This window comes from Aerococcaceae bacterium zg-252 (genome assembly GCA_016237705.1).
Taxonomy (GTDB): Bacteria; Bacillota; Bacilli; order Lactobacillales; family Aerococcaceae; genus Globicatella; species Globicatella yangjingiae.
The window spans coordinates 965,217-989,879 of record CP066204.1 but is presented as its reverse complement, the minus strand read 5'-3'; the positions used below and the strand labels follow the sequence as shown (position 1 = coordinate 989,879).

The following is a 24,663-nucleotide window of genomic DNA, read 5'->3' as shown; positions in this document are numbered from 1 at the left end:
TATCAGTTACTTTTTTCTATCCAATATATAAGAATACGATATGCAAAAGCATTCCAAAATAATTGCATACCGTATTGTTGTTAACATTTTTACATTTCTTTTGCTTCACTCAATCGAACTGATGCTAATTTGGAAACACCGGAACGTTCCATTGTGACACCATATAAGACATCCGCATGTTCCATAGTTCCTTTACGGTGCGTAATCACAATGAATTGCGTATTCTCCGTAAAATGCTGCAAATATTCACCATAACGCCATACGTTCGCATCATCCAACGCTGCTTCCACCTCATCTAAAATACAAAATGGTACAGGCTTAGTTTCTAAAATCGCAAACAACAACGCAATTGCTGTAAAGGCACGTTCTCCACCGGATAAGAGTGCTAAATTTTGTTTTCGTTTACCTGGTGGTTGTGCAATAATATCGACACCTGTCGTTAATAGATTATTAGGGTCTGTCAATTCAAGTGCTGCCTCTCCTCCAGCGAATAATGCTTTAAAAGTTTTCTTGAATTGTTGATTAATTTGATTAAAGGCCTCGCTGAAACGTTTAATCACTTCTGCGTCCATTTCATCCATCGTCGATTGCAATTGTGCCATTGCCAATAATAAATCTTCTTGTTGCTCCAATAAATATTGATAACGTTCGTTTAACGCATCATAATCTTCAATCGCTGATAAATTAATTGGGCCAAGTGCATCAATGGCTTTACGCAATGTTTTGACTTTAGCATTCACTTCTTTGAATGATTCTACAACAACTGCTTTTTCAATGGCTGCTTCATAGCTTAATTGATACATTTCATTCAAATAATTTAAATGATTATCAATCAATTCTTCAAATTTTTCAATTTGTGCTTGAAGTTTCGCTTGTCTTTGATAATAATCTTGAACCACAACTTGTTCTTCTTGTTGGTTGGACTCCAATTCACGTAATGCATGATTCATTTCACTACGATTTTGGCGATGTTGTTCAATCTGTTGTTGTTGTGTCGTTAAATTCAAGCTCAACTGCTCGATTGCTGCTTCTAAAGCTACTTTATTTTCTTCTAATTGTGATAATTGTTGCACATCAGTCGCATTCGTTTGTTGATGATGCTGAATAAAATCTGATAGCTGCTGTAATTGTTCAGTTAACTGCCCTTTTTGCATTTGTAACTGACGTAATTCAGTAGCTTTGACAGCTTCTTGCGTGGTCAGACTTTGTAATTGCAGCGTTATTTCATTCAATTGCTGCTTACGATCTGATTGCGATACATTCAATTGCTCTAATAATTGATTGGCATTCTCAATATCTTGCTTCATCTTCGCTGCTAGTGCATTGGCATTCTGTTGTTCTGCCAATGATTCTTTTATCGCTTGTTCCGATTGATTAATCTCATCTTTTAAAATAATTTGCTCATTGGTAGCCTGTTTAACTTCTTGGCTCAACTGATTCACTTCACGCTGCAAGACAGAAATCGTCTGTTCATACTGCGATAATTGTTGACGACTTTCTTCACCTTGACGACGAATCTGTTCATCATCTTGTTGAATTTTTTGCCATTTCGCTTCTTGTTCGGCTTTTAACTGATTTGCTGCTGCAAGTGCTTTTATCGCTTGGTCTAACTCTGTTTGACGACTTAGCATAGAATGTTGTTGTTGCTTTTGTCTACCCCCACTAATCGAACCACCTGGCATTAAAATTTCGCCGTCTAATGTCACGATACGCACTTGATGATTTAATTGCACAGCTAATTTTTGAGCTTGCTCTACTGACTTCATGACAATCGTAGAACCAAGTAAATTTTGAATAATCGCTCGGTCACGTTCATCAAAGGATACAATATCAACTGCCGTTCCAATAAATTCATCATACTGACGTGCTTGAGTTAAAAATGCGTCATTTAAATAACGTGGTTTAATATGTGGTCGTGGTAAAAAGGTTGCTCTCCCTGCTCGCTCTTGTTTCAAAAATTGAATACTACGACGTGCAGCTGCATCATCAGCTACCACAATATGTTGTAGCGCACCACCCAATGCCGTATCAATCGCAACTTGATAGACTGGCTCGACATGAATTAAATCAGCAACCGTTCCGTCAATTCCTTTAATGCTATCGGCATTTTTCATAATGGCACGCACACCACCAAAATAACCTGCATAATCTTCTTGCATTTGCTTTAATGACTGAACTTTTGCCTCTAAAGCATGTTGTTGACGTTCGTGTTGGAATAATGCTTGTTGTAACTGTTCACGCTGACGTTGAATGTCTTGCCATTGCTGTGTCAATTGTTGATGTTGGACTTGATGTGCTTGAAACAAGGTCTCTTGTTGTGCCAACTCTTTTTCGGTCTGTTCTAATTGTGTTTGACGCTTAGAAACTGTATCATTAGATAATTCATATTTTGCCAATGATTGACTTAAACGATTCTCATGATATGTTTGTTGACTCAACGCTTGTTGTGCTTGATTATTGGCACGAGCTTCTTGCTGATAAAACTCAATTAAATCATTACGCAATTGCTCAATTTGTTCATCACTCAAGCCGTCGATACTTTTTTGTGACAATTTTAATTGCTTGATTGACGATTGAAGTGACTCAACTTCTTTTTCGCTAATTGAAATATCTGCTACAATTTTGGATAATTGCTCTTGCAGTTGTTCGTGTTGTTGTAACTGTGCTTCAAATTGTACAGACTTATCATCAGCATTTGCTTTAGTATACTGTATCTCTTGCTCTAACATTTGTAATTTTGCTTTGGTCTGCTCTAAATGTCGCACTGCCTCTTGATACATTTCATTATCATAATCCAATGTTTCTAGCAATTGGTCTAATTTAGACTGTGTGACATAAATGGCTGAACTCGTTTCAGCCACCTTTGCTTTCGATGTATCAATCACTTCGTTCACTTGCACTAATTGCTCTTTCGCATTAATCCAAGATTGTCGATTTTGTGTAATTTGATGCGTATATAATGAAATCTCTAAATCTGACAATTCTGCCTGTAATTCTTGATATTTCAACGCTGTTTCACGTTGCTTTTTAAGTGGTTTTAATTGAGTTTCTAATTCATGAATAATATCTTTGACACGACTTAAATGGTCACTTGATTTAGTCAATTTCCGTTCGGCCTCAATTTTTCGATACTGATACTTTTGTACACCAGCAGCCTCTTCAAAGATTGCTCGCCTTTCTTCTGGTTTGTTTAAGAAAATACTTTCCACTTTACCTTGAGAAATCATCGCAAAACTGTTTTTTCCAAGACCGGAGTCAAGTAATAAGTCCACGATGTCCTTTAAACGCACTGACTCATTATTGATATAGTAATGACTTTCGCCATTTCGATTATAGCTTCGTGTAATACTAATCTCGCTAAAATCATAATCTAAGTAGCGATCTTCATTATTCAGCACCAAAGTCACTTTTGCCAAGTTGACGGCTTTACGGTCTTGCGTCCCATTAAAAATGACGTCTTCCATTTTAGACCCACGCAAGCTTTTAGCAGATTGCTCACCTAACACCCAACGAATCGCTTCTGATAAGTTACTCTTTCCACTTCCGTTTGGTCCAACAACAGCCGTCATACCTTGGTCAAATTCAATAACTGTCTTATCTGCAAATGACTTAAATCCTGTCATCTCAACACGTGCTAAATACATCGTATCACCTCCTATTCTGGTTCGCTTGGGTTGACTCGACGTCCACTTCGCAAACATGCTCTGAATGCTATCGCATTCCTACGCTTTTTTGCTCCAGTGATTCGAGCCAGAACACCCTCGCTCTCACTATGTTAATTCTGGTTCGCTCGGGTTGGCTCGACGTCCACTTCGCAAATCGTTTGGAGTGCTGACGCTCTCCGGCTCTTTTTGCTCCAGTGATTCGAGCCAGAACACTCTCGCTCTCACTATGTTAGTGTCACATAATGTGTCTTCTAATTCAACGCTACATATTATATCACAATCTACGCAAGATAACACCGGAATTCCAGCCATTCATGCAAATTCCGGTGTTATATAGTCTTAATAAATATCTTTTTATTTTCTCTTCTTAAAATAATCCACTGCCATATAAGCTAATAAAATTATCAATAGCCAATTTAATAAATGCCACATAATTGGAATATTAGCTTTTAAATAATTACCGAAAAGATAATTTGACGCGACAATCAACATTAAAATAACAGTCGACAATTCCATTTGCTCTCCTCCTATTCTAGTTCACTTCATCTATTTTTTATTCCGTACATTTACTTTTCCTACTCAAACATCAAACTGTAAAAACGCTTTCTATGTTTTTATACTATCTTATTCAATTGGAAATATCAAGGTAAACACTTCACTATTTTTTTAAAACTTTTTTCCCTTGACACTGCCCTTTTCTCCCCTAATGCTAGCGATATAAACAAACTTCATGTTATACTAACTAATGAATGTAATAATAATTAGAAAGAGAGTTTTCTTATGAATAAACGTCTTTATTTAATTGCCAATCCCATGTCTGGTTCTGGTAAGGGGCAAGAAGTATTACAAGAAGTACAATTCACTCTAAATTCATTAAATATTGCACATATTTCGTTTATTACTGAATATGCTGGGCATGCCGTTGAAATAGTTAAACAAATTTGTGCCAAAAATAGTAATCCGAATAGCTTTGATGTATTTGTTATCGGTGGTGACGGTACATTACATGAAGTAGTGAATACTTTTATTCAATGTGGTATTCGACCAGCATTAACAGTAATTCCAGCTGGTACGGGAAATGACTTTGCAAGAACATGGCAACATGGCATGACGACACGTGAAATTATTGATTCTTATTTACTTTATCATTCGATTCAATCAATTCCGATTTTTAGCTATACAGATGTTCAACAGCAAAAATCAGACATTGTTATCAATAATCTTGGTATTGGTTTTGACGGAACAGTGATTCATTATGCAAAATCACTACCAAAGCACTCACCACTCAAACGTTTTGCGAACGGAAAATTTTCTTATATTTTCTGTGCGTTCATGAGTATTTTTAAATTAGAGAATTTCGATACTCTCTTAACGATCAATCAACAACAAGAAATGTTAAACGATTGCCAATTGGTTTGTGTGATGAATTCCCCATTTTTCGGTGGTGGTGTTCAATTATCACAAAAGATTAAACCAGAAGATAAGACAATCAGTATTCTTGTCTTCCAACAAGTTGGTTTAAAGCAATTAATCAAATACCTATGGCAAGTCATTGTAAAAAAACAAGAGCCTAATTCGAAATATGTTAAATATTTTTCCGGAACACATGCTGAAATTATGATTGAGCAAGCCATTTATAGTCAAGTTGACGGTGAATTGCGTCAAAAAAATCCGAATCATCTAGTATTTACAGTTGACGAATATCCTTTTTATTTACCTAAAGAAGTATAAGACAACACAAAAACTCCAAGCCAACTAAATGGCTTGGAGTAATTTTTTTACTTTATATTATTCAACTGGTGAAATATCGTTTTCGATAATTACTTTAATTGCATTATGCTCGCTTGCTTTACCAAAAATTTCATACGCTTTTTCAATTTCACTTAGTTTGAAGTAGTGTGTTACTAATTTTTCTGGTTGAATTTTATTTGCTGATAATGCTTGTAATAATTGTGGTGTTGTATTTGTAGATACTAAACCTGTTGTCACATTGATGTTGCGAATCCATAATCTATCAATGTCAAATTCTACCGGTTTTCCGTGTACACCAGCATTCGCAATTGTACCGTCAATCGCAATTACTTTTTGACAGAAGTCAAATGTTGCTGGAATACCAACTGCTTCAATCGCTACGTCAGCACCACGATTATCAGTTAGTTCAAATACTTTTTGAATCGCTTCTTCAACATTTGCAGAATTAATAGCATGAGTTGCACCAAATGATAATGCTGTTTCTAAACGGTTATCATCAAGGTCAATCATAATAATTTTCGCTGGTGAGAAGAATTGTGCAGTTAACAATGCTGCTAAACCAACTGGACCAGAACCAACAATAACAACGTTGCAACCAGGTGTCACTTTACCTTTAAGAACTCCGATTTCATATCCTGTTGGTAAAATATCTGATAACATAGTTAATGCTTCGTCAGATAATCCTTCTGGTGTATGATATAAAGTAGCATCTGCATGTGGTACACGTAAGTATTCTGCTTGTGTTCCGTCGATTAAGTGACCGAAAATCCAACCACCTTCGTCTTCACAGTGTGCATAAATACCTTTTTTACAATAGTAACATTTACTACAAGAACATACGCATGAAATAAGAACTTTATCACCTTTTTTGAAGTTTGTAACTGCTTCACCAACTTCTTCAACAATACCAACACCTTCGTGTCCTAAAATAGTACCACTTTGTACAGCAGGAACATCTCCTTTAATGATGTGCAAATCAGTACCACAAATAGTTGTTTTTGTCATACGAACAACTGCATCTGTTGGTTTTAAAATAACTGGTTTCTCTTTCTCAATAAACTGTGCATCTCCTGGTCCAATATAAGTATACGCTTTCATAAGCAACCGCCTTTCTTTTTTATAACTAAATTATGCCATATATCTCTCAAAAAATATATAGCTTTTTGATAAAAAATTCACATTTTTTTGTTGTTTTTGTCAAAAATATTATATTTACAACTTTATTTAAAGATAAATATTTCACAAATAAATGGTGCGAAAAACAACAACCTCACCAAAAAGACTGTAAGATTAAACATCACGTCTGTTCAGTGAGGTACTATGAAATATAAAAAAATAGAGTAAAATTACATAAAATCATACGGCGAAATACCGTCCATACCTATCATCGGGTCAATCGACCAAATTGTATCTTCCGTTAAGACATCAATAGTTTCTTTTTCAGCTGAAACATCAGTTTTCACTAAAGTAGCCACACTGCTTTCAGCTACTTCCGAAACTGTTTCATCAGCTATCGGCTCATTTTCAGCTACAAATTCAACACCTTTTTTAACTTGGTTCTTCATCTTCAGTTGAATCATATCTTTTAAAAATGTCGCACGTGGTTCAGTAGCGCTCGTTGCTGCTTTTACAAAGCTATTCGGATTTCCTACTAATACAAGTCGCTGTTTCGCTCTTGTGACTGCCGTATATAATAAATCTTTACGCAATAATCGTGAATGTAAATCAACCAGTGGCAAAATAACTAAAGGATACTCACTCCCCTGTGCTTTATGTACCGAACAACAATAAGCCAAAGTCAACTGGTCTAAATCGGAACGTTTATATGTTAATTCTCGCTGCTCAAATTCAACCAGTACTTCTTCAACATTCGATTCTGTTTCATTTTTATTAAAAATCGCTACAATTTTACCAATGTCACCATTATAAACATCAGCTTCAGCATTATTAACCAATTGTAATACTTTATCCCCTACTCGGAATGTCTGCTCAAAATAAGTAATTTCTCGTAATCCTTTTTTCGCTGGATTCATAATAACTTGTAACTGCTCATTCAGCTGATTAATCCCAGCAGGGCCTTTATACATCGGTGCTAACACTTGCATATTAGTGCTGTCATATTGTTTCTTTTTAGCTTGCTCCACAATTTGACGCACGACATCAACTACTTGGTTCGGTGCACAAGGAATAAAGCTACGGTCTATTTGTTTGTCTAATAAGTCAGCTGGAATTTTTCCTTGTCGGATTTCGTGTGCTAAGGAAATAATGGAACTATCTTGTCCCTGACGATAGACTTTCTCCAATTTAATCGTCGGAATACTTTGACTGGCAATTAAATCATTAAACACTTTTCCTGGGCCAACTGACGGCAATTGGTCTCGGTCGCCTACAAATACCACTTGCATTTGATACGGAATCGCTTGAATTAACCAGTTCATTAACCAAGTATCGACCATTGACATCTCATCGACAATTAATAAATTTCCCTCAAGTTCAACACTGCTAGAAAATTCTTCCACATTACTATCTCGAGTATAGCCTAACATTCGATGAATCGTCTGAGCTGGTAAATCAGTCATCTCATTCATACGTTTTGCTGCTCGTCCAGTAGGTGCAGCCAATAATATCGGCTGAAAATCGCCATATTTCGTTATAGAAGATAGCTCATATTCATGTAAAATCGAGTGTAAGGCAATTAATCCTTTTACTAAAGTAGTCTTCCCTGTACCTGGTCCACCAGTAATAATCGAACAAGGTGACTGCATTGCAAATTTCAATGCCTGCTGCTGTTGTTGGTCATATTGAATACCTGTGGTTTCGATAACTTCTTGAATTGCCTCATCGATAACACTTTCTTCAAATTGTTCAATTTGTGCGTATTGAATGTGCTTATATAAACGTTCTGCAATCCCAATTTCAGCGAAATATAGACTTGGAATCATCAAACCCTCGAGTATCCGAACGAGTTTCTTCTCCATAATCGCCTTATCCAAAGCCAAATTCATCAACTCATCACTAATCAAATACGGTCGTGCACTCTCTAATAATTTTTGTGTTTGCTGACGACTAATAGATTCCAATAAATAAGTATCACCATTTTGATAACAATGCTCTAAAATCACCGTATAATAAGCTGCTACTATACGGTCGAGTGAATCCGGTTCAATGCCTAGCATTTCTGCTAACAAATCTGCCTTAGAAAAACCAATCCCCTCTACGTCTTCAATTAATTGATATGGATTTTCTTTAATTTTCTCAATCGCCGCACTCTTATACTTTTGATAAATTTTATCAGCAAACTTTGGAGTGAATCCCCATTCGCTCAACTGCATAAAAACACGTTCAGTTCCTTGAAACTTCAGTAGAGCCTCACGTAAATCCTGTTGCTTTTGACTGGTTATACCTTTTATCGACTTTAATACATCGCCGTCTTGAATAATCAGTTCAATTGCGTCCATTCCTAATTGGTCAACGATACGTTGTGCTAAGACTCCCCCAATCCCTTTAAAACGGTCACTTGATAAATAATCGACTAAACCTTTTTCAGAAGTGGGAGCCATTTGTTGATAGCGTGTCACTGAAAATTGCTCACCAAATTTAGGATGTGTTGTAAAATTGCCATAAAATTCATACATTGTATCATAATGCAAGGTGGCAAATTGCCCTGTACAAACAATTTCCGAATGAGTTAAAACTTCCGTCAACTCATCATCAACCATGACACGAATTACCTTATATAAGTTGGTCGGATTTTCAAAATAAATCGCATCTAACTGTCCTACAATAAGCACTTCACTCAAAAACGTTCACCTCCTATGGTTCGTCCGAATTGCCTTGACGTCCATTTCTTGCGTCTATTATAGCACAAATCACTCGCAATTAATGAAATATTTTGCTATAATTATCACGTTGTTCAAAAATTAACAACAATTAAAACATAGTGTGAGCAAGGCGTTTAGTCCCAACCCACTGGAAGAAAATATCGAAGTACGAGTATCGCACATAGAATTTTTTAAAGTGGACATTGTGGCTGCCAAACGTAAACAATAGGGGGAATTATTTGTGAAAAAATTAGTTAGAACATCAACAGTCTATGCCGTACTAGGAACAGCTGCAGCTGTCTTCTATTTGGCATTTACTAAACAACATCATTTTGAGGGCACTTCATTATTGTCATCTCTTTATTTATTTATTTTTGCTTTAGGAACAGTTTTCCATTTATTATTAGCAGTATTAGAGAAATTATTTACATTATCTCAACACAAATTATTTAATATTTTTTATTGGATTTTGAACTGTGGCATTATTTTATCTTCATTAGTTATGTTAGGCAAAGGCATGATTACTGTAACAGGTGGTCAAAGAAGTAGTTTATTAGCTGCGATGACAGGTATGAGTCACACTGTTACCTTAGTAGCCGGTGTATTATTCTTCCTCATCATCAATCAATTAATGACAAAAGAAAACTAAAAAATAAACGCTCTGAGATTCCACATTTCTCAGAGCGTTTTTTGCATCATTATAGATTTTTCTTAATCGCCTTTTGTTTACTCTTATAAATTTGGCGAGAATTATCCAATATTGGAAAGCTAATATAAAAGATTGAGCCATGATTCAAGACACTTTCGACACGAATAGCACCTTTATAGCTTTGAACTAGTTGTTGTGCAATACTTAGTCCAAGCCCATTACCACCCTTATCTCGTGAACGAGCTTTATCCACTCGATAGAAACGTCCAAAGACACGTTCCTTATCTTCTTCTGTCATTCCCTCACCAAAATCTTGAATCGCAATTTCAATTTCGGAAAGTGTCGTGCTGACCGATAAATGAATTTCTTTACGGTCAGTACTATATTTCACCGCATTATCCAGCAAAATAATTAGCACTTGCTCAAAATGATTACGGAACATTCGAATATACAATTCATCTTCCTTTTTATCAGCATCTAAATAAAACTGAAACTCTGGATACAGCATAACGAAATTATTATAAACTTGACGTGTTGTACTATAAACATTCGTAATTTCATCTTTATAATCAACTTCAGCATGGTCGGCTCGCATTAAATCAAGCATTTCTTGAACTAAACCTTTCATACGACTAATCTCTTGTAATGACGCAGAAATAGATTCTTCTAGCACTTCTGGGTCATTTTTTCCCCAGCGATTTAACATGGTCAAATGTCCCTCGACAATCGCAACGGGAGTACGTAATTCATGCGAAACATCTTCGACGAATTGTTTTTGGTTTTTAACGTACAAATCAATTTTATCTAGCATTCGATTAATATGTAAGGTTAAATCACTCCACTCATCAACTGAGCGTGGTTTACGCATACGTAGCTCCGATAAACTCTCTTCTTCTACTAAATCTAAAGCATTGTTTAAGTAATTCAAAGGCCGTAAAAATTGTGATGTCACAATAATCGCTAACAAAATTGACACAACAAGTAAGATACTTAGTGCAATTAAAAAGACACGCACTTGATTGTGTTCACGATTCATTAGTGACGTTGCTTGAATGATGAACTGAATTGTTCCCTCATGACGATTGGATTGTTTAGACATAATCGGTGCAGACGCAACTAAATGCACTACCTTATCAATTTCAATCAATTTCAATGGCTGGGTCATTTCAATTTTAGGTAATTGAATATGTTTCGTAAAATAAATTAAACGATTATTGCGATTGAAAATACGAAAAATCACTTCATCATGTGTTTGAGATTCTAAAAATTTCAACACATCATTGTTCATCGTCAATAAAATTTCTTCCGGCAACTGCTCCAATTCAATATCGCTCGAATTAAATTGATGTAAAGTATCAAAACTTTCAAGATAATCCACTACGGCATCAAATTGTTCTTGATACACACTCATCAATGCTTCACGTTGTGCATTGCGTAAATGGTTATGATATAATAACAGCCCACCGACACCAACAACAAAAAATACTGTAAATAACAAAACTCCCCATTTCCATTTTAGGGAAATGGGTTGTTCTCTTTTAAACCATTGCATCTTCATCATTACGTTCTCATTACATATCCAGTACCACGAACTGTTTGGATATAGCTTTCTTGATTTGGTAAATCAATTTTATTGCGTAAATAACGAATATAAACATCGACAACATTTGTTTCAACTTCAGATTTATATTCCCATACTTCGTCTAATAATACTTCACGAGACATCACTTTATTTAAGTTTTCCATTAAGTAAAGTAATAATTCGTATTCACGCTTGGTTAAATCTATCACTTCATCATTACGACGCACAATACGACTAGCTTTTTCCACGACTAAATCACGATATTTAACGATTGGCTGTTGCGGTGTTCGTTGCTCCTCTTCTGTCTCAATACGACGGAATAAAGCACGTAAACGAGCTAATAATTCTTCAATTGCAAAAGGCTTAACAATGTAGTCATCTGCACCTTGATCTAATCCTGATACACGATCCATTACCGAATCACGTGCTGTCATAATAATAATTGGTGTATCTTTAATTGGACGAATACGGCGACACACTTCAAGTCCATTTAACTCTGGTAACATTAAATCTAATAAAATAACATCCCAATTGTGATTTAATGCAGCTTCTAAGCCACTGCGACCGTCATTACAAATATGGGTTTCATAGCCTTCATGTTGTAATTCTAAATCAACGAATCGTGCTAAATTTTTCTCATCTTCGATAATCAATACACGATAATTTTTATTTTCATTCATTGAATGTACCCTCCATAAAATGATTTAAAACCGACAAACTTAATTGTTTCATTAAACTTTAAATGCTTTCATTCTTATATTACACAATTTTTAATGAGAAAGCTACCATAATTGCTTAATTTAGGCTATTTTCAATAAAATATTTGCATAAAAATATGATTCTTTAATTAGAAACGAAAAAACGAGGCTCTCACCCCGTTTTTATTGCTTGATTAATCTTCTAATTGCTCTTCACGAACATCATTCCAGTGGAAGTGGAATGTTCCTGGTTTGTCAACACGATTATAAGTGTGAGCACCAAAGAAGTCACGTTGTGCTTGAATTAAATTAGCTGGTAAGACTGCTGAACGATAAGAATCGTAGTAAGCAATCGCAGCTGAGAATGTTGGTACTGGAATACCTGCCGCAATCGCAACTGATACAACGTGTCGAACAGCTTGATGATGCGTTGATACGATGTCTAAGAAATAATCATCTAACATTAAGTTTGCTAAATTCGCATCTTTTTCATACGCATCGGTAATTTTTTGTAAGAATTTCGCACGAATGATACAACCTGCACGGAAAATACTTGCAATTTCACCATACGGTAAATCCCAACCATAGACATCACTTGCTTCACGCATTTGCGCAAATCCTTGAGCATAACTCATAATTTTACTGAAGTATAATGCTTGACGAATTGCTTCGATAAGTTGTGTACGTTCTTCGCCCTCAACCGTTACTTTAGCATCAACATTTGGAATTACTTCACTTGCTTTAACACGTTGCTCTTTTTGACTTGAAATATAACGTGCAAATACTGATTCTGTAATTAATGACAATGGTTCACCTAAGTCTAACGCACTTTGAGAAGTCCATTTACCTGTCCCTTTATTACCAGCACGGTCCATAATCACTTCAACCATTGGTTTACCTGTTTCAGGGTCATTTGTTTTTAAAATTTGAGCAGAGATTTCCATTAAGAAACTATCTAACTCACCATTATTCCACTCAGTGAAAATTTCACCGATTTCTTGTGCTGATAAACCTAAACCACGATGTAAAATATCATAAGATTCAGCGATTAATTGCATATCGCCATACTCAATTCCATTGTGAACCATTTTAACATAGTGTCCTGCACCATTAGGTCCAATGTAAGTCACACATGGTTTACCGTCTTCACTTGCTTTAGCAGCAATTTGTTCTAAAATTGGTGCTACTAATTCATACGCTTCTTTTTGCCCACCTGGCATAATTGACGGCCCTAATAAAGCTCCCTCTTCACCACCAGAAACACCTGTACCGATGAAGTTAATACCTGAGTTTGCTAAATATTCGCTACGACGAATGGTATCTTTATAAAAAGTATTTCCACCGTCAATTAAAATATCGCCCTTGTCTAAATGTGGCAATAACGCTTCAATCGTCAAATCTGTTCCTTTACCAGCTTGTACCATTAATAAAATTTTGCGTGGTACTTCCAATGAATCAACAAACTCTTCTACTGAATACGTCGCTTTTAAATTTTTACCTGGATTTTCTTCGATTACTGATGTTGTTTTTGAACCAGTACGGTTATACAATGCAACTGAATAACCACGACTTTCAATATTTAACGCAATATTGCGTCCCATTACAGCCATTCCGACAACACCAATCTGTTGTTTTGACATGATGATAAGCCTCCTAATTTTTAAGGATTTTCTAATCCCCTACTATTTCACCCCACTATTCTACCAAATTATGCAGCTAGATAAAAGGTTTTTGCATACATAATTATTGAAAATATATAGAGAGTTGTGTATCATTGTAAAGAGATAGGAATTCAATACCGTTCCACTAGCATTGATGAAAGGATTTATATAGATGAGTAAAAAGAAAAAGAAAAAATTAACTCGTATGGAACACATCGTACGATTTACAGCTATTTTAATGGTTATTACGATGCTCGCATCACTAATCCTAAGCTTATACTTCAGTTTACAAAGTTTCTTTTAAGCAAAAAGCATCACGTTTTAGTAGATTCATACTAAACGTGATGCTTTATTTATTGGTTCATGCGTTTTTGACTAAATTGTAATGCTGTGACTAATGTTGGGGTGACAAGGGCTGAGAAAATCATTTCTGGTATGCCATTTGAAATCACAATACCACCTAGTATTTTCCATAATGCAAAGCTTGTAGCAGAAGTTGCTTCTGATGCTTCTTTAATAACGCCCATGGCAATAGCACCACCTGACGAACGAAATAGTCCGATTGCACCAAGTAATAAAACAGTATTTAAAATAGCACCTAATCCCCCTAAGATAAATAACGTGATTTTTGATTGTTGATGTTTTTTCGGTAAATTCATATATATTAATCCGATAATTAATGGCATCAAAATACGTGGTAAAACACTGACAATCGGCGATGAGAGTGCATAGGTTGCTAATGGAGAAGTTGGCATGGCTAATGAACGAATCCAACTATTAATTCCCCACATCGTCCCAACCATAACGCCTTCTCGCAAGCCTAACCAAAGTGTTGCCACGATAACCGTTACATGAATAAAGGTAATCGACAACAAGCCAATATTAATGTTCCCTAAAAATGGAACCCATGTTTGAATCATAATTAATGATAAAAATAATGCTAATCGAACTAATTCTCCTGTCCGATTTTTTGTATAGGTTTGCATTGTTTCCCCCCTTGTTAACGGATAATTTGGATTGACGTTCACTTCGCACTGTGTGGATAACGGCTCTAATAAGCTGAAATGACATCCACTTCAAAAGTCTCCTCTGTGCGTTGTCACGCACTCCGGCGACTTTCTCCAGTGGTTCATTTCAAAACGCTCATTGTCGCACTATTTTATTACTCTACTGGTTTTCCGTCTTTTAAATAAAAATAAACTGGTTCTTTACGTTTTTCATCGAAGTCAACTAATAAGTCATGCCCATTGAAGAACCATTCATCATTTTCTTCAACAAAAAATAAAATACCATTATCTGTTGTGGTTTTCGCAATCGGCTTCATTGGCTCATCTGCTTCCATCGCTAAACCGAATCCCTCATTAATTGGACTATTTGCATAAATTTTTGATTTAAATCGAATGCCAGCGCCCTCTCGAATACCTACTTCTTCTTTAAACCACTCTGCAGCTTGTGCATTGACAATAATATTCACGATACTTTGCCTCCCTTTCAAGACATTTAATAGCAAATTCATTAGTATTATACTTCAATTCAAAATAGTTGTATATATTTTCGCTCCCAATTCAGCAGTACTATGGTTCAATTAAATTATGTTTAAACGCATATATAGTCGCTTGTGTTCGGTCTTCTACTTCCAATTTTGAAAGAATATTACTTACATGCGTTTTAACTGTCTTGAGTGTAATGAATAGCTCATCGGCGATTTCTTGGTTGGAGTATCCTTTTCCAATTAATAATAGCACTTCTAATTCTCGACTTGTTAATTCATCATGTAATTTCGGCAAACTATCTTGATATTGTTTATCCAATAATTTATCCGTTACTTCTTTTTCAATGACTTGATTACCGGCATATGTATCTCGTATCGCTTGTGCAATTTCATTGGCTGATGATGTTTTCAATAAATAGCCACTTGCCCCACTTTCAATCGCTGGAAATACTTTTTCATCATCTAAAAAGGACGTGACAATAATAATTTTTGCCTCTGGCCATTCACTAATAATTTTTTTCGTCGCTTCGATACCGTCCATTACGTCCATGACTAAATCCATTAAAATAACATCTGGTTTGTATTCCAATGCTTTATGGTATCCTTGCAGCCCATTTTCTGCCTCTGCGATTACTTCTATATCCGGTTGAACCATTAAATACGATGTCACGCCTAAACGCACCATTTCATGGTCATCAACTACTAATACTTTTATCATCTATTATCTTCCTTTCAATCGGAATTTTTATATCAATTACAGTTCCTTGCTGTGGCAAACTCATAATACGAATATCCCCACCTAAACTAGCAATTCGCTCTTTCATATTTAGAATACCATAACTTCCCACTTTTTGATGTGCATTCGTATCAAACCCTTTGCCGTCATCTAATATTTTCAACTGAATATTACCGTCAATTTCATGTAAATTCACTTCAAATTTAGACGCTCTCGCATGACGTAATGTATTAGAAATCGCTTCTTGAACAATGCGAAATAAATGGTCTTCAATTCCACTTTCCATGCGTATATCTTCTAATTGCCACTGTACATCATGTGGAATTTTAGGTTTTAATTCATTGAGTAATTGATAGATACCTTCTTTTAATGTTTTATCTGCTAAGGCAATCGGACGTAAATGAAGTAATAAGGCACGCATTTCAGTCTGAGCATTATTGACAATTTCTTCTACTTTAGCCAATTGCTTTTGCGTCATTTCAGGTAAATTTTTCGCACTCGTTTCATTGATTGCTGATAACATCATCATGGACGCAAATAGTTGCTGACTGACCGAATCATGTAATTCACGTGCAATCCGTTGACGCTCCTGTTCAATGATTTCTTCTTTTGTTTCATGTCCGACAAAAGTAGGAGCAGCTGAAAATTCTTGTAAATCAGTTGTTAACTGTAATAGTTTATCACGTAATGCCACTAAATCTTGGTCGACATTACTTGACGGTTCAAACCAATTCGGTGTTTTCTTAATTTTTTCAAATGAATGATGACGATATTTACCTAAGATTAGCCAATTAACTTTGGCATGTAATTGTTCGTACGGTTCACTCAGTCCTCTCGCAAAGAAAAATGCACAGCCGAATGACAAGACTAAAATGAATGCAACGATAATCGCCCAAATTGGCCAGTAATAGAACTTAGCACTAAAAAATGATATCCATGTAAAATATCCGATGCCCTCAATGAAAATCAATAATAACAGACTGACGATACTGAAAAGTAATATCAAATGATATAAGGCTAAACGCAACCATAATCTTAAAATCATATACGAATCACCTCCACATCACTAAAAACAGATGAAACGACAATTTTAATTTTTCGTGAAGTTTGCAAGTAATCTTGACTTTGCCACCGGAAATTATCATTGATTAAGGGAAAAATATCTTGTTCATAGAGTACCTTACCATTGATAAGGCTAATATTGAGTAATAAGCCGATGCCATGTGGAATAATGATGCGTGTGCGTCCAAAAATCTTTTGAATAACAATCACATTCTCTCCCTCTGGTAATAAGGTAGCACCTAAATCAATAATCGAATCGCCACCGATTGCCGCAATATTAATATCTTGCCATTCAAAAACATCTTTTGTTTCATAATATTTTGGTAAAGTTTGCTTATAAATGCGACTACGTTGATGAATTTGTGGTTGAATAACTTTAACTCCGACATAAGTTTGCTGCTTACTAAATGGATGCAAAAAGGCTTCATGAAACCACACCAATTCATTGCCGGCTTTTGTTTGAAATACTAATAAGATTATCCACAAAACAATAAGAAAGCCTAAAAACGCATAGGAATTAATGAGAACATTGGTTAATATAAAGACACCTATCCAAAAAATGAGTATTTGTATCGGACGCTTTGTAATAAATAAAGCACCAATTACCATGACAACACTCAAGATAAACGGAATAAAGGTCGAAAGCTGATTAAAAATATCAACGGCTAACCCTAATAATGAAAAGGCTAAAATCATCCAACTATATTTTTTTAACTTTTCACGCAAAATAATTCCTCCTTTTCCACTGCTATGTCCATAATTATGACCATTTTGCAGTCAAATATCAATAGACTAAAGACTGAAATTTTGTCATTACTTTCCAATTTTTACACTCAGCTGAGCTATAAACTAAAAAAGGACTGAATTTCAATTCAGCCCCATTCATATTATTTTTTCTCAACTTTTGTAATTTTAATTTCGAATGCACCACCAGGTGTATTGACTGTGACAATATCATCAACTTTTTTACCTAATACAGCCAACGCAATCGGTGACTCATTAGAAATTTTTGCTTCCATAGGGTCTGCTTCTGCACTACCTACAATCGTATAAGTTTCTTCTTCACCGTCTGGTAATTCAATAAACGTTACCGTACGACCTAATGATACTTCGTCTTCCGCAATATCTTTATCATCAATAATTACTGCAAAGCGAATCATATTCTCTAATGTTGAAATTCTACCTTCAACAAATGCTTGCTCATCTTTTGCAGACTCATACTCTGAATTTTCAGATAAATCACCGAAACTACGTGCAATTTTGATACGTTCAATGATTTCTTTACGCTTAACTACTTTTAAATCTTCTAATTCAGCTTCTAATTTTGCTTTACCTTCTAATGTCATTGGAAATACTTTTTCTTCCAACTGATTCCCTCCTATACAAACCAATCAATACTTAATTGTCAAAATGATAATGCTACCATACCACGTTCTTAACAAAGTTGCAAATAAAAATTATTCAGATTCTAAAATTGAACGTACTTTTGTAGCTAATAAATCAATCGCAACTTGATTATATCCACCTTCAGGAATAATTAAGTCTGCATAACGTTTTGTCGGTTCAATAAATTGATGATACATCGGTTTAACCACTTCAACATATTGATTAATAACCGATTCAATCGTACGACCACGTTCATTAATATCACGTAAAATTCGTCGTGCCAAACAAATATCGCTATCAGTATCCACATAAATTTTTATATCTAATAATTCACGAATACGTGGGTCTTCTAAAATTAAAATTCCCTCAACAATGATAACATCTCGTGACTCTTGAACAATAATTTCTTGACTGCGTGTATGATTTGCGTAATCGTAAACAGGTTTTTCAATCGTTTCGCCTCGCAACAACGCTTGTAAATGTTCAATAAATAAATCATTGTCAAATGCGAATGGATGATCATAATTCGTTTTAAGACGTTCTTCAAAAGGTAAATGCGTTTGATCCTTGTAATAATAATCCTGTTGTAACAATAACACTGATAATTCAGAAAAAATGTCTAAAATACGATTACTTACGCTAGATTTTCCACTTCCTGATGCACCGGTTACCCCAATAACGATGGGTCTTTTTACCATGACTTAATTCCCCTATTCTATTTTCATAATTGAATGTTACAACAATAATAAAAATCATTTTGGAACATTCATTAACTGCACAGGTAAAAACTATCAAAAGTAGAAATAACTTTTGATAGTTTTGCTAACTGTCCGTTATGCAGGTTTAACATGATTAGGTCCTATCCTATTCACATAATTAAACCATTATTCTGCTGATTCGTCAACCGCCTCATTTTCTGTATCATCTGACACAGTCGTTTCATTAAGCTGCTCTTGACGTTTGTTAACGTATTTTTCAACGAGTGCCTCATGTTCTTCTAGTGTACTACTATAATAAATATCTCCCGTATCTAAATCGGCAACAAAATAATAATATTCACTCCATGTCGGCTCTAATACTGCCATAATCGCATCTAAACTCGGTGAATTAACCGGTCCAGGTGTAATACCTGTATTTTGATACAAATTATAAGGTGAATTTACTTCCAAATCATCATAAGTAACAAATTCTTTGTGCTTATCTAAGGCATATAAGACTGTAATATCACTTTGTAATGCCATACCAGCTTCCATACGATTAAAGAATACACCAGCAATCAATTTTCTATCTTCAGTAGTTACTCCCTCACGCTCCACAATTGAAGCTAATGATAAAAGTTGATGATAGGTTAACCAGTGGGCATCGACTAATTCACGAACTTGTTGGTAACGAATATTCGCTGCATCGACCATTTTGGTAATCAATTCTTCAGCACTCATACCTGCTACATAATCATAGGTCGCTGGGAATAGATAGCCTTCCAAACGATAGCGTAAGCCCTCTACTTCCAATAAACCTTTGAAAAGTGACGGATACTTATTAATTAATGTTTTAATAAATGCTTCATCATTGACAACTGACATAAAAGTTTCTGCTGAAATGGATGTATGTTTCGCCACTAATTCAGCGATTTCTTTTAATTGCATTCCCTCGATAACGGTTATCTTAGTATCAACATCTTCTTGAATTGGCTTACCACCTGCTTGTAGTTGCTTAATCACCGCATCTACATCCATTGATTGACTAAATTCATACGTCCCAGCTTGTAAATCTGATACGTTTTTTGAACGCATGTAGTAGCGGAAAATATCAGCATTTTTGATAATACCGTTTTGCTTTAATAATTCTGCTATATCTCGACTGGTGCTCCCAATTGGTACCACTACTTCCAGTGTATTTTGATTATTGGGATCAACCGGACTGAGTGATTGTTTAAAATACCAATAAGTACCGGATACACCAATTAAGAATACTAGCGTTAAACCTAATAAAATAATTTTAACAATTCTTGAAGTCCACTTATCTTCCTTTAAACTTAATTGCTCACGTTCCTTAGCCTCAAGTTTTAATTTTTCCCAATCTAACTTATTCACATCATACCTCCCAAAAGGTCTTTTGGTAAATTATATCAGAATTTGACCTTTATAGCTATTAAGAACTGATTACAAGTTATTTGCTGAACCTAAATAGAAAAGCCTTGTAAAGTCATTTGACCTTACAAGACTATTGATTCATTTATTCTTCTTCGTCAGCTAAAAAAGTATTTAATACTTCTTCAATCATATCCCATTCAGCTTCTGTTTCAATTGGATCAAGTGAGCCTGCGTCACCTGACTCATTTTCAACATAAGAAAATGCTTGTAATTCAACATCTTCGTCATCATGAGCTCCAGCTGGATAGACTAATACATAGCTCTTTCCAAAATCTTCTGATTCAAAAGTAAATAAAATTTCATATAATGATTCATTACCCTCTTCATCGACAATGGTAATAAATTCTTGTGCGTGTTCGTGATGATGTTCTGTCATATTATGACCTCTTTCTTGTATTTTTAGCGATTATTCGCATCGAGATAGTGCTGCAAAATAATAACAGCTGCCAATTTATCAATGACTTGTTTGCGTTTTTTACGTGACACATTTCCCTCATTGATTAACATGCGTTCAGCCTGTGATGTTGTTAAACGCTCATCTTGATAGACAATTGTTAACTCTGGCTTTAAGGCTAATAATTTGTCGCCATAAGCTTGGCTTGCTTCGGCACGTGGGCCAATCGTATTATTCATATTTTTAGGTAACCCTATGACTACTGTACTAACAGCATATTCATCAATTAGTGTACATAAACGCTCAAAGCCGAAATTTCCTTGTGCTTCATCAATGCGAATGGTTTCAACACCTTGAGCTGTCCAACCGAGTAAGTCACTGACTGCAACACCTACGGTATGGCTGCCCACATCTAAGCCCATTATTCGTTTATATTGACTCATTTATTCACTATCTTGATGAGTTAAGAAATAAGTTAACACTTTTTCTAAGATTTCATCACGTTCATGACGACGAATTAAATTACGTGCATCTTGATGACGTGGAATATATGCTGGATCTCCTGATAATAAATAACCGACAATTTGATTAATTGGATCATAGCCTTTTTCTTCTAACGCTGCAAATACTAATTCAAGCGTTTCACGAACTGTCTTTTTATTTAAATCATCTAGTTTAAACATAATTGTTTCGTCTAGTGATTGCATGTTCCTCACCCTTTCTCTCATTTGCTTTCATTATACACTATCTATGCCAAAAGTACAAAAAATTTAAAGGAGTTAACGTATACACGCTACTCCTTTAACTGAATTATTTAGCCGATAACACTCGCGATAATGTCGCCAGCTTGGTCTAATAATGTCGGGACTTCAGATGCTAACTTACCTCCAGCTTGAGCCATTTGTGGTCGGCCACCACCGCCACCACCGATAACTTTTGCTAATGGTTTAATTAAATCACCAGCTTTAATGCCATTTTTCACTGCCTCATCAGCAACAAATACCATTAAATTCACTTTATCTTCAGCAACCGTTGAAACAAGCACTAAAATGTCTGATACAGCTTTTTGACGCCATACATCACCTAATTGACGCATTGAATCCATATCTTGACCTTGTAGAACTGTTTTAACTACTTTGACATTATCCAACATTACCACATCTCTAAAGAGATTTTCAGCATCTTGTAATAACATCTTCGCATTTAATGATTCTACTTTTTGAAGTGATTCTTTTAATTCCACTTGTAATTGCTCAATACGGTGCAATAATTGGTCTGTTTGAGCTACTTTTAATTGCTCTTGAATTTGTTTCAATAATTGCTCTTGTGATTGATAATAAGCAATCGCTTGTGCTCCTGTAACAGCTTCAATACGGCGAATACCAGCCCCGATACCTGACTCTGATAACAGTTTAAATGTACCGATTTCTTGTGTATTTGAAACATGTGTTCCACCACATAATTCAATTGATTGATAACCAATATTAACAACACGCACTACATCGCCATATTTTTCACCGAAGAGTGCCATTGCACCCATTGCTTTCGCATCATCAATCGGCATTTCTTGAATATCTACATCAATCGCTTCTTGAATCAATGCATTCACTTTTTGTTCAATCGCTACTAATTCTTCATCTGTTACTTTACCAAAATGAGAGAAGTCAAAACGTAGACGGTCTGGTCCAACATAAGAACCAGCTTGATTTGCATGTTCACCTAACACTGATTTTAATGCTTTATGCAATAAGTGTGTCGCCGTATGGTTTTGGTTCGTGCGAATACGGTCTTGACGATTAACGGCTAAAGTATACGATTGTTCCACCGACAATGGTAATTCTTTTGTACGAACTAGGTGCATAAATTGACCATTTGGTGCTTTTTTAACATTTTGTACTTCAGCTAAAATTTCTTCACCGTCAAAGATAAGACCGGTATCAGCAATCTGACCACCCATTTCAGCATAGAATGGACTGCGATTGAAAATAACCCATGCTTGAGAATTAGCTGGAACACGCTCAACTCGTTCATTATCTAATACAATAGCTTTAATCGTTGCATTCGTTGACAATAATTCATGTCCCACAAATTCAAAGTCAGATGTAATATGATGAAACACATCAGTTTGGACATTCATGCTTTCTTCACGTGTACGAGCTGCTCTAGCACGGTCACGTTGTGCTTGCATTTCCACTTCAAATCCGTCTTTATCAACAGTAAAGCCTTGTTCACTTGCCATTTCTTCCGTCAATTCTAATGGGAAACCAAATGTATCATACAATTGGAATGCTTGCGAACCGCTCACATGATTCACATTTTCCACTTTTGCTTGCTCCAATAATGATAATAAATGTTTTTCGCCCTCTTCAATTGTTTCGTGGAAACGTTCTTCTTCATTTAAAATCACTTTTTGAACAAATGCGACATTTTGACTTAATTCTTGATAGTACGCACCCATAATATCTACGATAACTGGAACTAATTCTGATAAGAATGTGCGAGTAATACCTAATTTACGTCCATGCATCACACTGCGACGAATTAAGCGACGAATAATATAGCCACGACCCTCATTTGACGGTAATGCTCCGTCACTAATCGCAAAAGATACAGCACGAATATGGTCAGCAATCACTTTAAAACTTACTTTCTTATCCCCAGCAGTAGCATATTCAATCCCATTTGTTAAGGCTTGAATTGATTCAATAATTGGAATAAATAAGTCTGTCTCAAAGTTTGTCGGTGCATCTTGTAAAATAGATGCCATACGCTCTAATCCCATACCCGTATCGACGTTTTGATTCGGTAATGGTTCATAAGTATCATCTGGTAAATGGTTAAATTCAGAAAATACTAAGTTCCAAATTTCCAACCAACGTTCATTTTCGCCACCAGGATAATTTTCTGGGTCATCTTCAGCTAAATTACTATATGCTTCACCACGGTCATAGAAAATTTCTGTATCTGGACCACATGGACCAGCCCCAATATCCCAAAAGTTGTCTGCCACTGGCACTAAATGGTCAGCGATGAAATTAGATTGTTGTTTCCAAATTTCAGGAGTTTCTGTATCTTCTGGATAGTAAGTGACATATAATTTTTCTGGGTCAAATGCCATCCAACGTTCACTTGTTAAAAATTCCCATGCCATAGCGATTGCTTCATGTTTAAAGTAATCACCAATTGACCAATTTCCTAACATTTCAAATAAGGTATGGTGACGAGCAGTATATCCTACGTTTTCAATATCATTTGTACGGATACATTTTTGTGAGTTAGCGATTCTTGGATTTTCAGGAATTTCTGTTCCGTCAAAATAACGTTTTAAAGTCGCAACACCTGAGTTAATCCATAATAAAGTCGGGTCATTAACTGGAATTAATGACACACTCGGTCTAATTTCATGACCTTTTTCACTAAAGAAATCTAAATACATTTGACGAATTTGAGCACTCGTTAATTTTTTCATAGTTCCCTCCAATATTTTACAGTTCGTTCGGGCTATCTCAACGCCCTCTCTCACACTAGGTTTATTCCGGCTCCAAGGAACTGAAATGACATCCACTTCACAAAATCCCTCTGTGCATTTCATGCACGTCGGTATTTTGCTCC

The 24,663-nt window shown here is 35.5% G+C and carries 22 protein-coding genes; 3 read left to right on the top strand and 19 right to left on the bottom strand.

Annotated elements, in window-relative coordinates:
• Positions 1–89: 89 nt before the first annotated feature.
• Both smc and JDW14_04730 read right to left on the bottom strand, forming a co-directional pair.
• Positions 90–3,644 (bottom strand): chromosome segregation protein SMC, encoded by a 3,555-nt coding sequence (gene smc, locus JDW14_04735; GenBank protein ID QQD66406.1) that lies wholly within the window; start codon positions 3,642–3,644, stop codon positions 90–92.
• A gap of 375 nt (positions 3,645–4,019) precedes the next feature.
• Entirely contained in the window at positions 4,020–4,181 is a 162-nt protein-coding gene (locus tag JDW14_04730) for a hypothetical protein (GenBank protein ID QQD66405.1), read from the bottom strand.
• Between the two features lie 264 nt (positions 4,182–4,445).
• On the opposite strand from JDW14_04730, the gene JDW14_04725 reads away from it, so the two are divergent.
• The gene (locus tag JDW14_04725) at positions 4,446–5,396 is read left to right on the top strand and encodes a YegS/Rv2252/BmrU family lipid kinase (protein QQD66404.1); all 951 of its coding nucleotides are present in this window, start codon (positions 4,446–4,448) and stop codon (positions 5,394–5,396) included.
• A gap of 57 nt (positions 5,397–5,453) precedes the next feature.
• On the opposite strand, the gene JDW14_04720 is transcribed toward JDW14_04725, so the two are convergent.
• Positions 5,454–6,515, bottom strand: coding sequence for a zinc-dependent alcohol dehydrogenase family protein (locus tag JDW14_04720; protein QQD66403.1), 1,062 nt, complete (start codon positions 6,513–6,515; stop codon positions 5,454–5,456).
• A gap of 248 nt (positions 6,516–6,763) precedes the next feature.
• The gene (locus JDW14_04715; GenBank protein ID QQD66402.1) at positions 6,764–9,217 is read right to left on the bottom strand and encodes an ATP-dependent RecD-like DNA helicase; all 2,454 of its coding nucleotides are present in this window, start codon (positions 9,215–9,217) and stop codon (positions 6,764–6,766) included.
• 262 nt (positions 9,218–9,479) lie between these two features.
• Between JDW14_04715 and JDW14_04710 the strand changes: the two genes are divergently transcribed.
• On the top strand, positions 9,480–9,887 hold the full coding sequence (locus JDW14_04710; protein ID QQD66401.1) for a DUF2871 family protein: 408 nt from the start codon (positions 9,480–9,482) through the stop codon (positions 9,885–9,887).
• A gap of 49 nt (positions 9,888–9,936) precedes the next feature.
• Here the strand turns inward: JDW14_04710 and JDW14_04705 are convergent, their stop codons facing one another.
• The 3 genes from JDW14_04705 to gndA all read right to left on the bottom strand — a co-directional run bounded on the left by JDW14_04705 (position 9,937) and on the right by gndA (position 13,807).
• A complete protein-coding gene (locus JDW14_04705; protein ID QQD66502.1) occupies positions 9,937–11,445 on the bottom strand; it encodes a HAMP domain-containing histidine kinase in 1,509 nt (502 codons plus the stop codon).
• A 2-nt stretch (positions 11,446–11,447) separates the two neighbouring features.
• Positions 11,448–12,149 carry a response regulator transcription factor gene (locus JDW14_04700; protein ID QQD66400.1) on the bottom strand — a complete coding sequence of 234 codons (702 nt, stop codon included), beginning with the start codon at positions 12,147–12,149 and terminating at the stop codon, positions 11,448–11,450.
• Positions 12,150–12,361: 212 nt separating this feature from the next.
• On the bottom strand, positions 12,362–13,807 hold the full coding sequence (gndA, locus tag JDW14_04695) for an NADP-dependent phosphogluconate dehydrogenase (protein ID QQD66399.1): 1,446 nt from the start codon (positions 13,805–13,807) through the stop codon (positions 12,362–12,364).
• A 193-nt stretch (positions 13,808–14,000) separates the two neighbouring features.
• Between gndA and JDW14_04690 the strand changes: the two genes are divergently transcribed.
• Positions 14,001–14,132 (top strand): DUF4044 domain-containing protein, encoded by a 132-nt coding sequence (locus tag JDW14_04690; protein QQD66398.1) that lies wholly within the window; start codon positions 14,001–14,003, stop codon positions 14,130–14,132.
• A 49-nt stretch (positions 14,133–14,181) separates the two neighbouring features.
• Here the strand turns inward: JDW14_04690 and JDW14_04685 are convergent, their stop codons facing one another.
• The 12 genes from JDW14_04685 to alaS all read right to left on the bottom strand — a co-directional run bounded on the left by JDW14_04685 (position 14,182) and on the right by alaS (position 24,520).
• Entirely contained in the window at positions 14,182–14,814 is a 633-nt protein-coding gene (locus JDW14_04685) for an ECF transporter S component (protein QQD66397.1), read from the bottom strand.
• A gap of 176 nt (positions 14,815–14,990) precedes the next feature.
• Positions 14,991–15,302, bottom strand: coding sequence for a hypothetical protein (locus JDW14_04680; protein ID QQD66396.1), 312 nt, complete (start codon positions 15,300–15,302; stop codon positions 14,991–14,993).
• A 100-nt stretch (positions 15,303–15,402) separates the two neighbouring features.
• Positions 15,403–16,038 (bottom strand): response regulator transcription factor, encoded by a 636-nt coding sequence (locus JDW14_04675; protein QQD66395.1) that lies wholly within the window; start codon positions 16,036–16,038, stop codon positions 15,403–15,405.
• On the bottom strand, positions 16,016–17,101 hold the full coding sequence (locus JDW14_04670; protein QQD66394.1) for a sensor histidine kinase: 1,086 nt from the start codon (positions 17,099–17,101) through the stop codon (positions 16,016–16,018). Before JDW14_04670 ends, JDW14_04675 begins: the two co-directional genes overlap by 23 nt.
• Positions 17,098–17,844 (bottom strand): cell wall-active antibiotics response protein, encoded by a 747-nt coding sequence (locus JDW14_04665; GenBank protein QQD66393.1) that lies wholly within the window; start codon positions 17,842–17,844, stop codon positions 17,098–17,100. The genes JDW14_04670 and JDW14_04665 overlap by 4 nt, the downstream gene beginning before the upstream one ends.
• Before the next feature lie 161 nt (positions 17,845–18,005).
• The gene (gene greA, locus JDW14_04660; GenBank protein QQD66392.1) at positions 18,006–18,485 is read right to left on the bottom strand and encodes a transcription elongation factor GreA; all 480 of its coding nucleotides are present in this window, start codon (positions 18,483–18,485) and stop codon (positions 18,006–18,008) included.
• Positions 18,486–18,575: 90 nt separating this feature from the next.
• On the bottom strand, positions 18,576–19,202 hold the full coding sequence (gene udk, locus JDW14_04655; GenBank protein ID QQD66391.1) for a uridine kinase: 627 nt from the start codon (positions 19,200–19,202) through the stop codon (positions 18,576–18,578).
• Between the two features lie 186 nt (positions 19,203–19,388).
• Entirely contained in the window at positions 19,389–20,597 is a 1,209-nt protein-coding gene (gene mltG / locus JDW14_04650; GenBank protein QQD66390.1) for an endolytic transglycosylase MltG, read from the bottom strand.
• Between the two features lie 142 nt (positions 20,598–20,739).
• A complete protein-coding gene (locus JDW14_04645; protein QQD66389.1) occupies positions 20,740–21,033 on the bottom strand; it encodes a DUF1292 domain-containing protein in 294 nt (97 codons plus the stop codon).
• A 23-nt stretch (positions 21,034–21,056) separates the two neighbouring features.
• Positions 21,057–21,494, bottom strand: a complete 438-nt coding sequence (gene ruvX / locus JDW14_04640; protein ID QQD66388.1) for a Holliday junction resolvase RuvX — start codon at positions 21,492–21,494, stop codon at positions 21,057–21,059.
• On the bottom strand, positions 21,495–21,758 hold the full coding sequence (locus JDW14_04635) for an IreB family regulatory phosphoprotein (protein QQD66387.1): 264 nt from the start codon (positions 21,756–21,758) through the stop codon (positions 21,495–21,497). It lies immediately after the preceding gene.
• Positions 21,759–21,865: 107 nt separating this feature from the next.
• The gene (gene alaS, locus JDW14_04630) at positions 21,866–24,520 is read right to left on the bottom strand and encodes an alanine--tRNA ligase (protein ID QQD66386.1); all 2,655 of its coding nucleotides are present in this window, start codon (positions 24,518–24,520) and stop codon (positions 21,866–21,868) included.
• Positions 24,521–24,663: the final 143 nt, after the last annotated feature.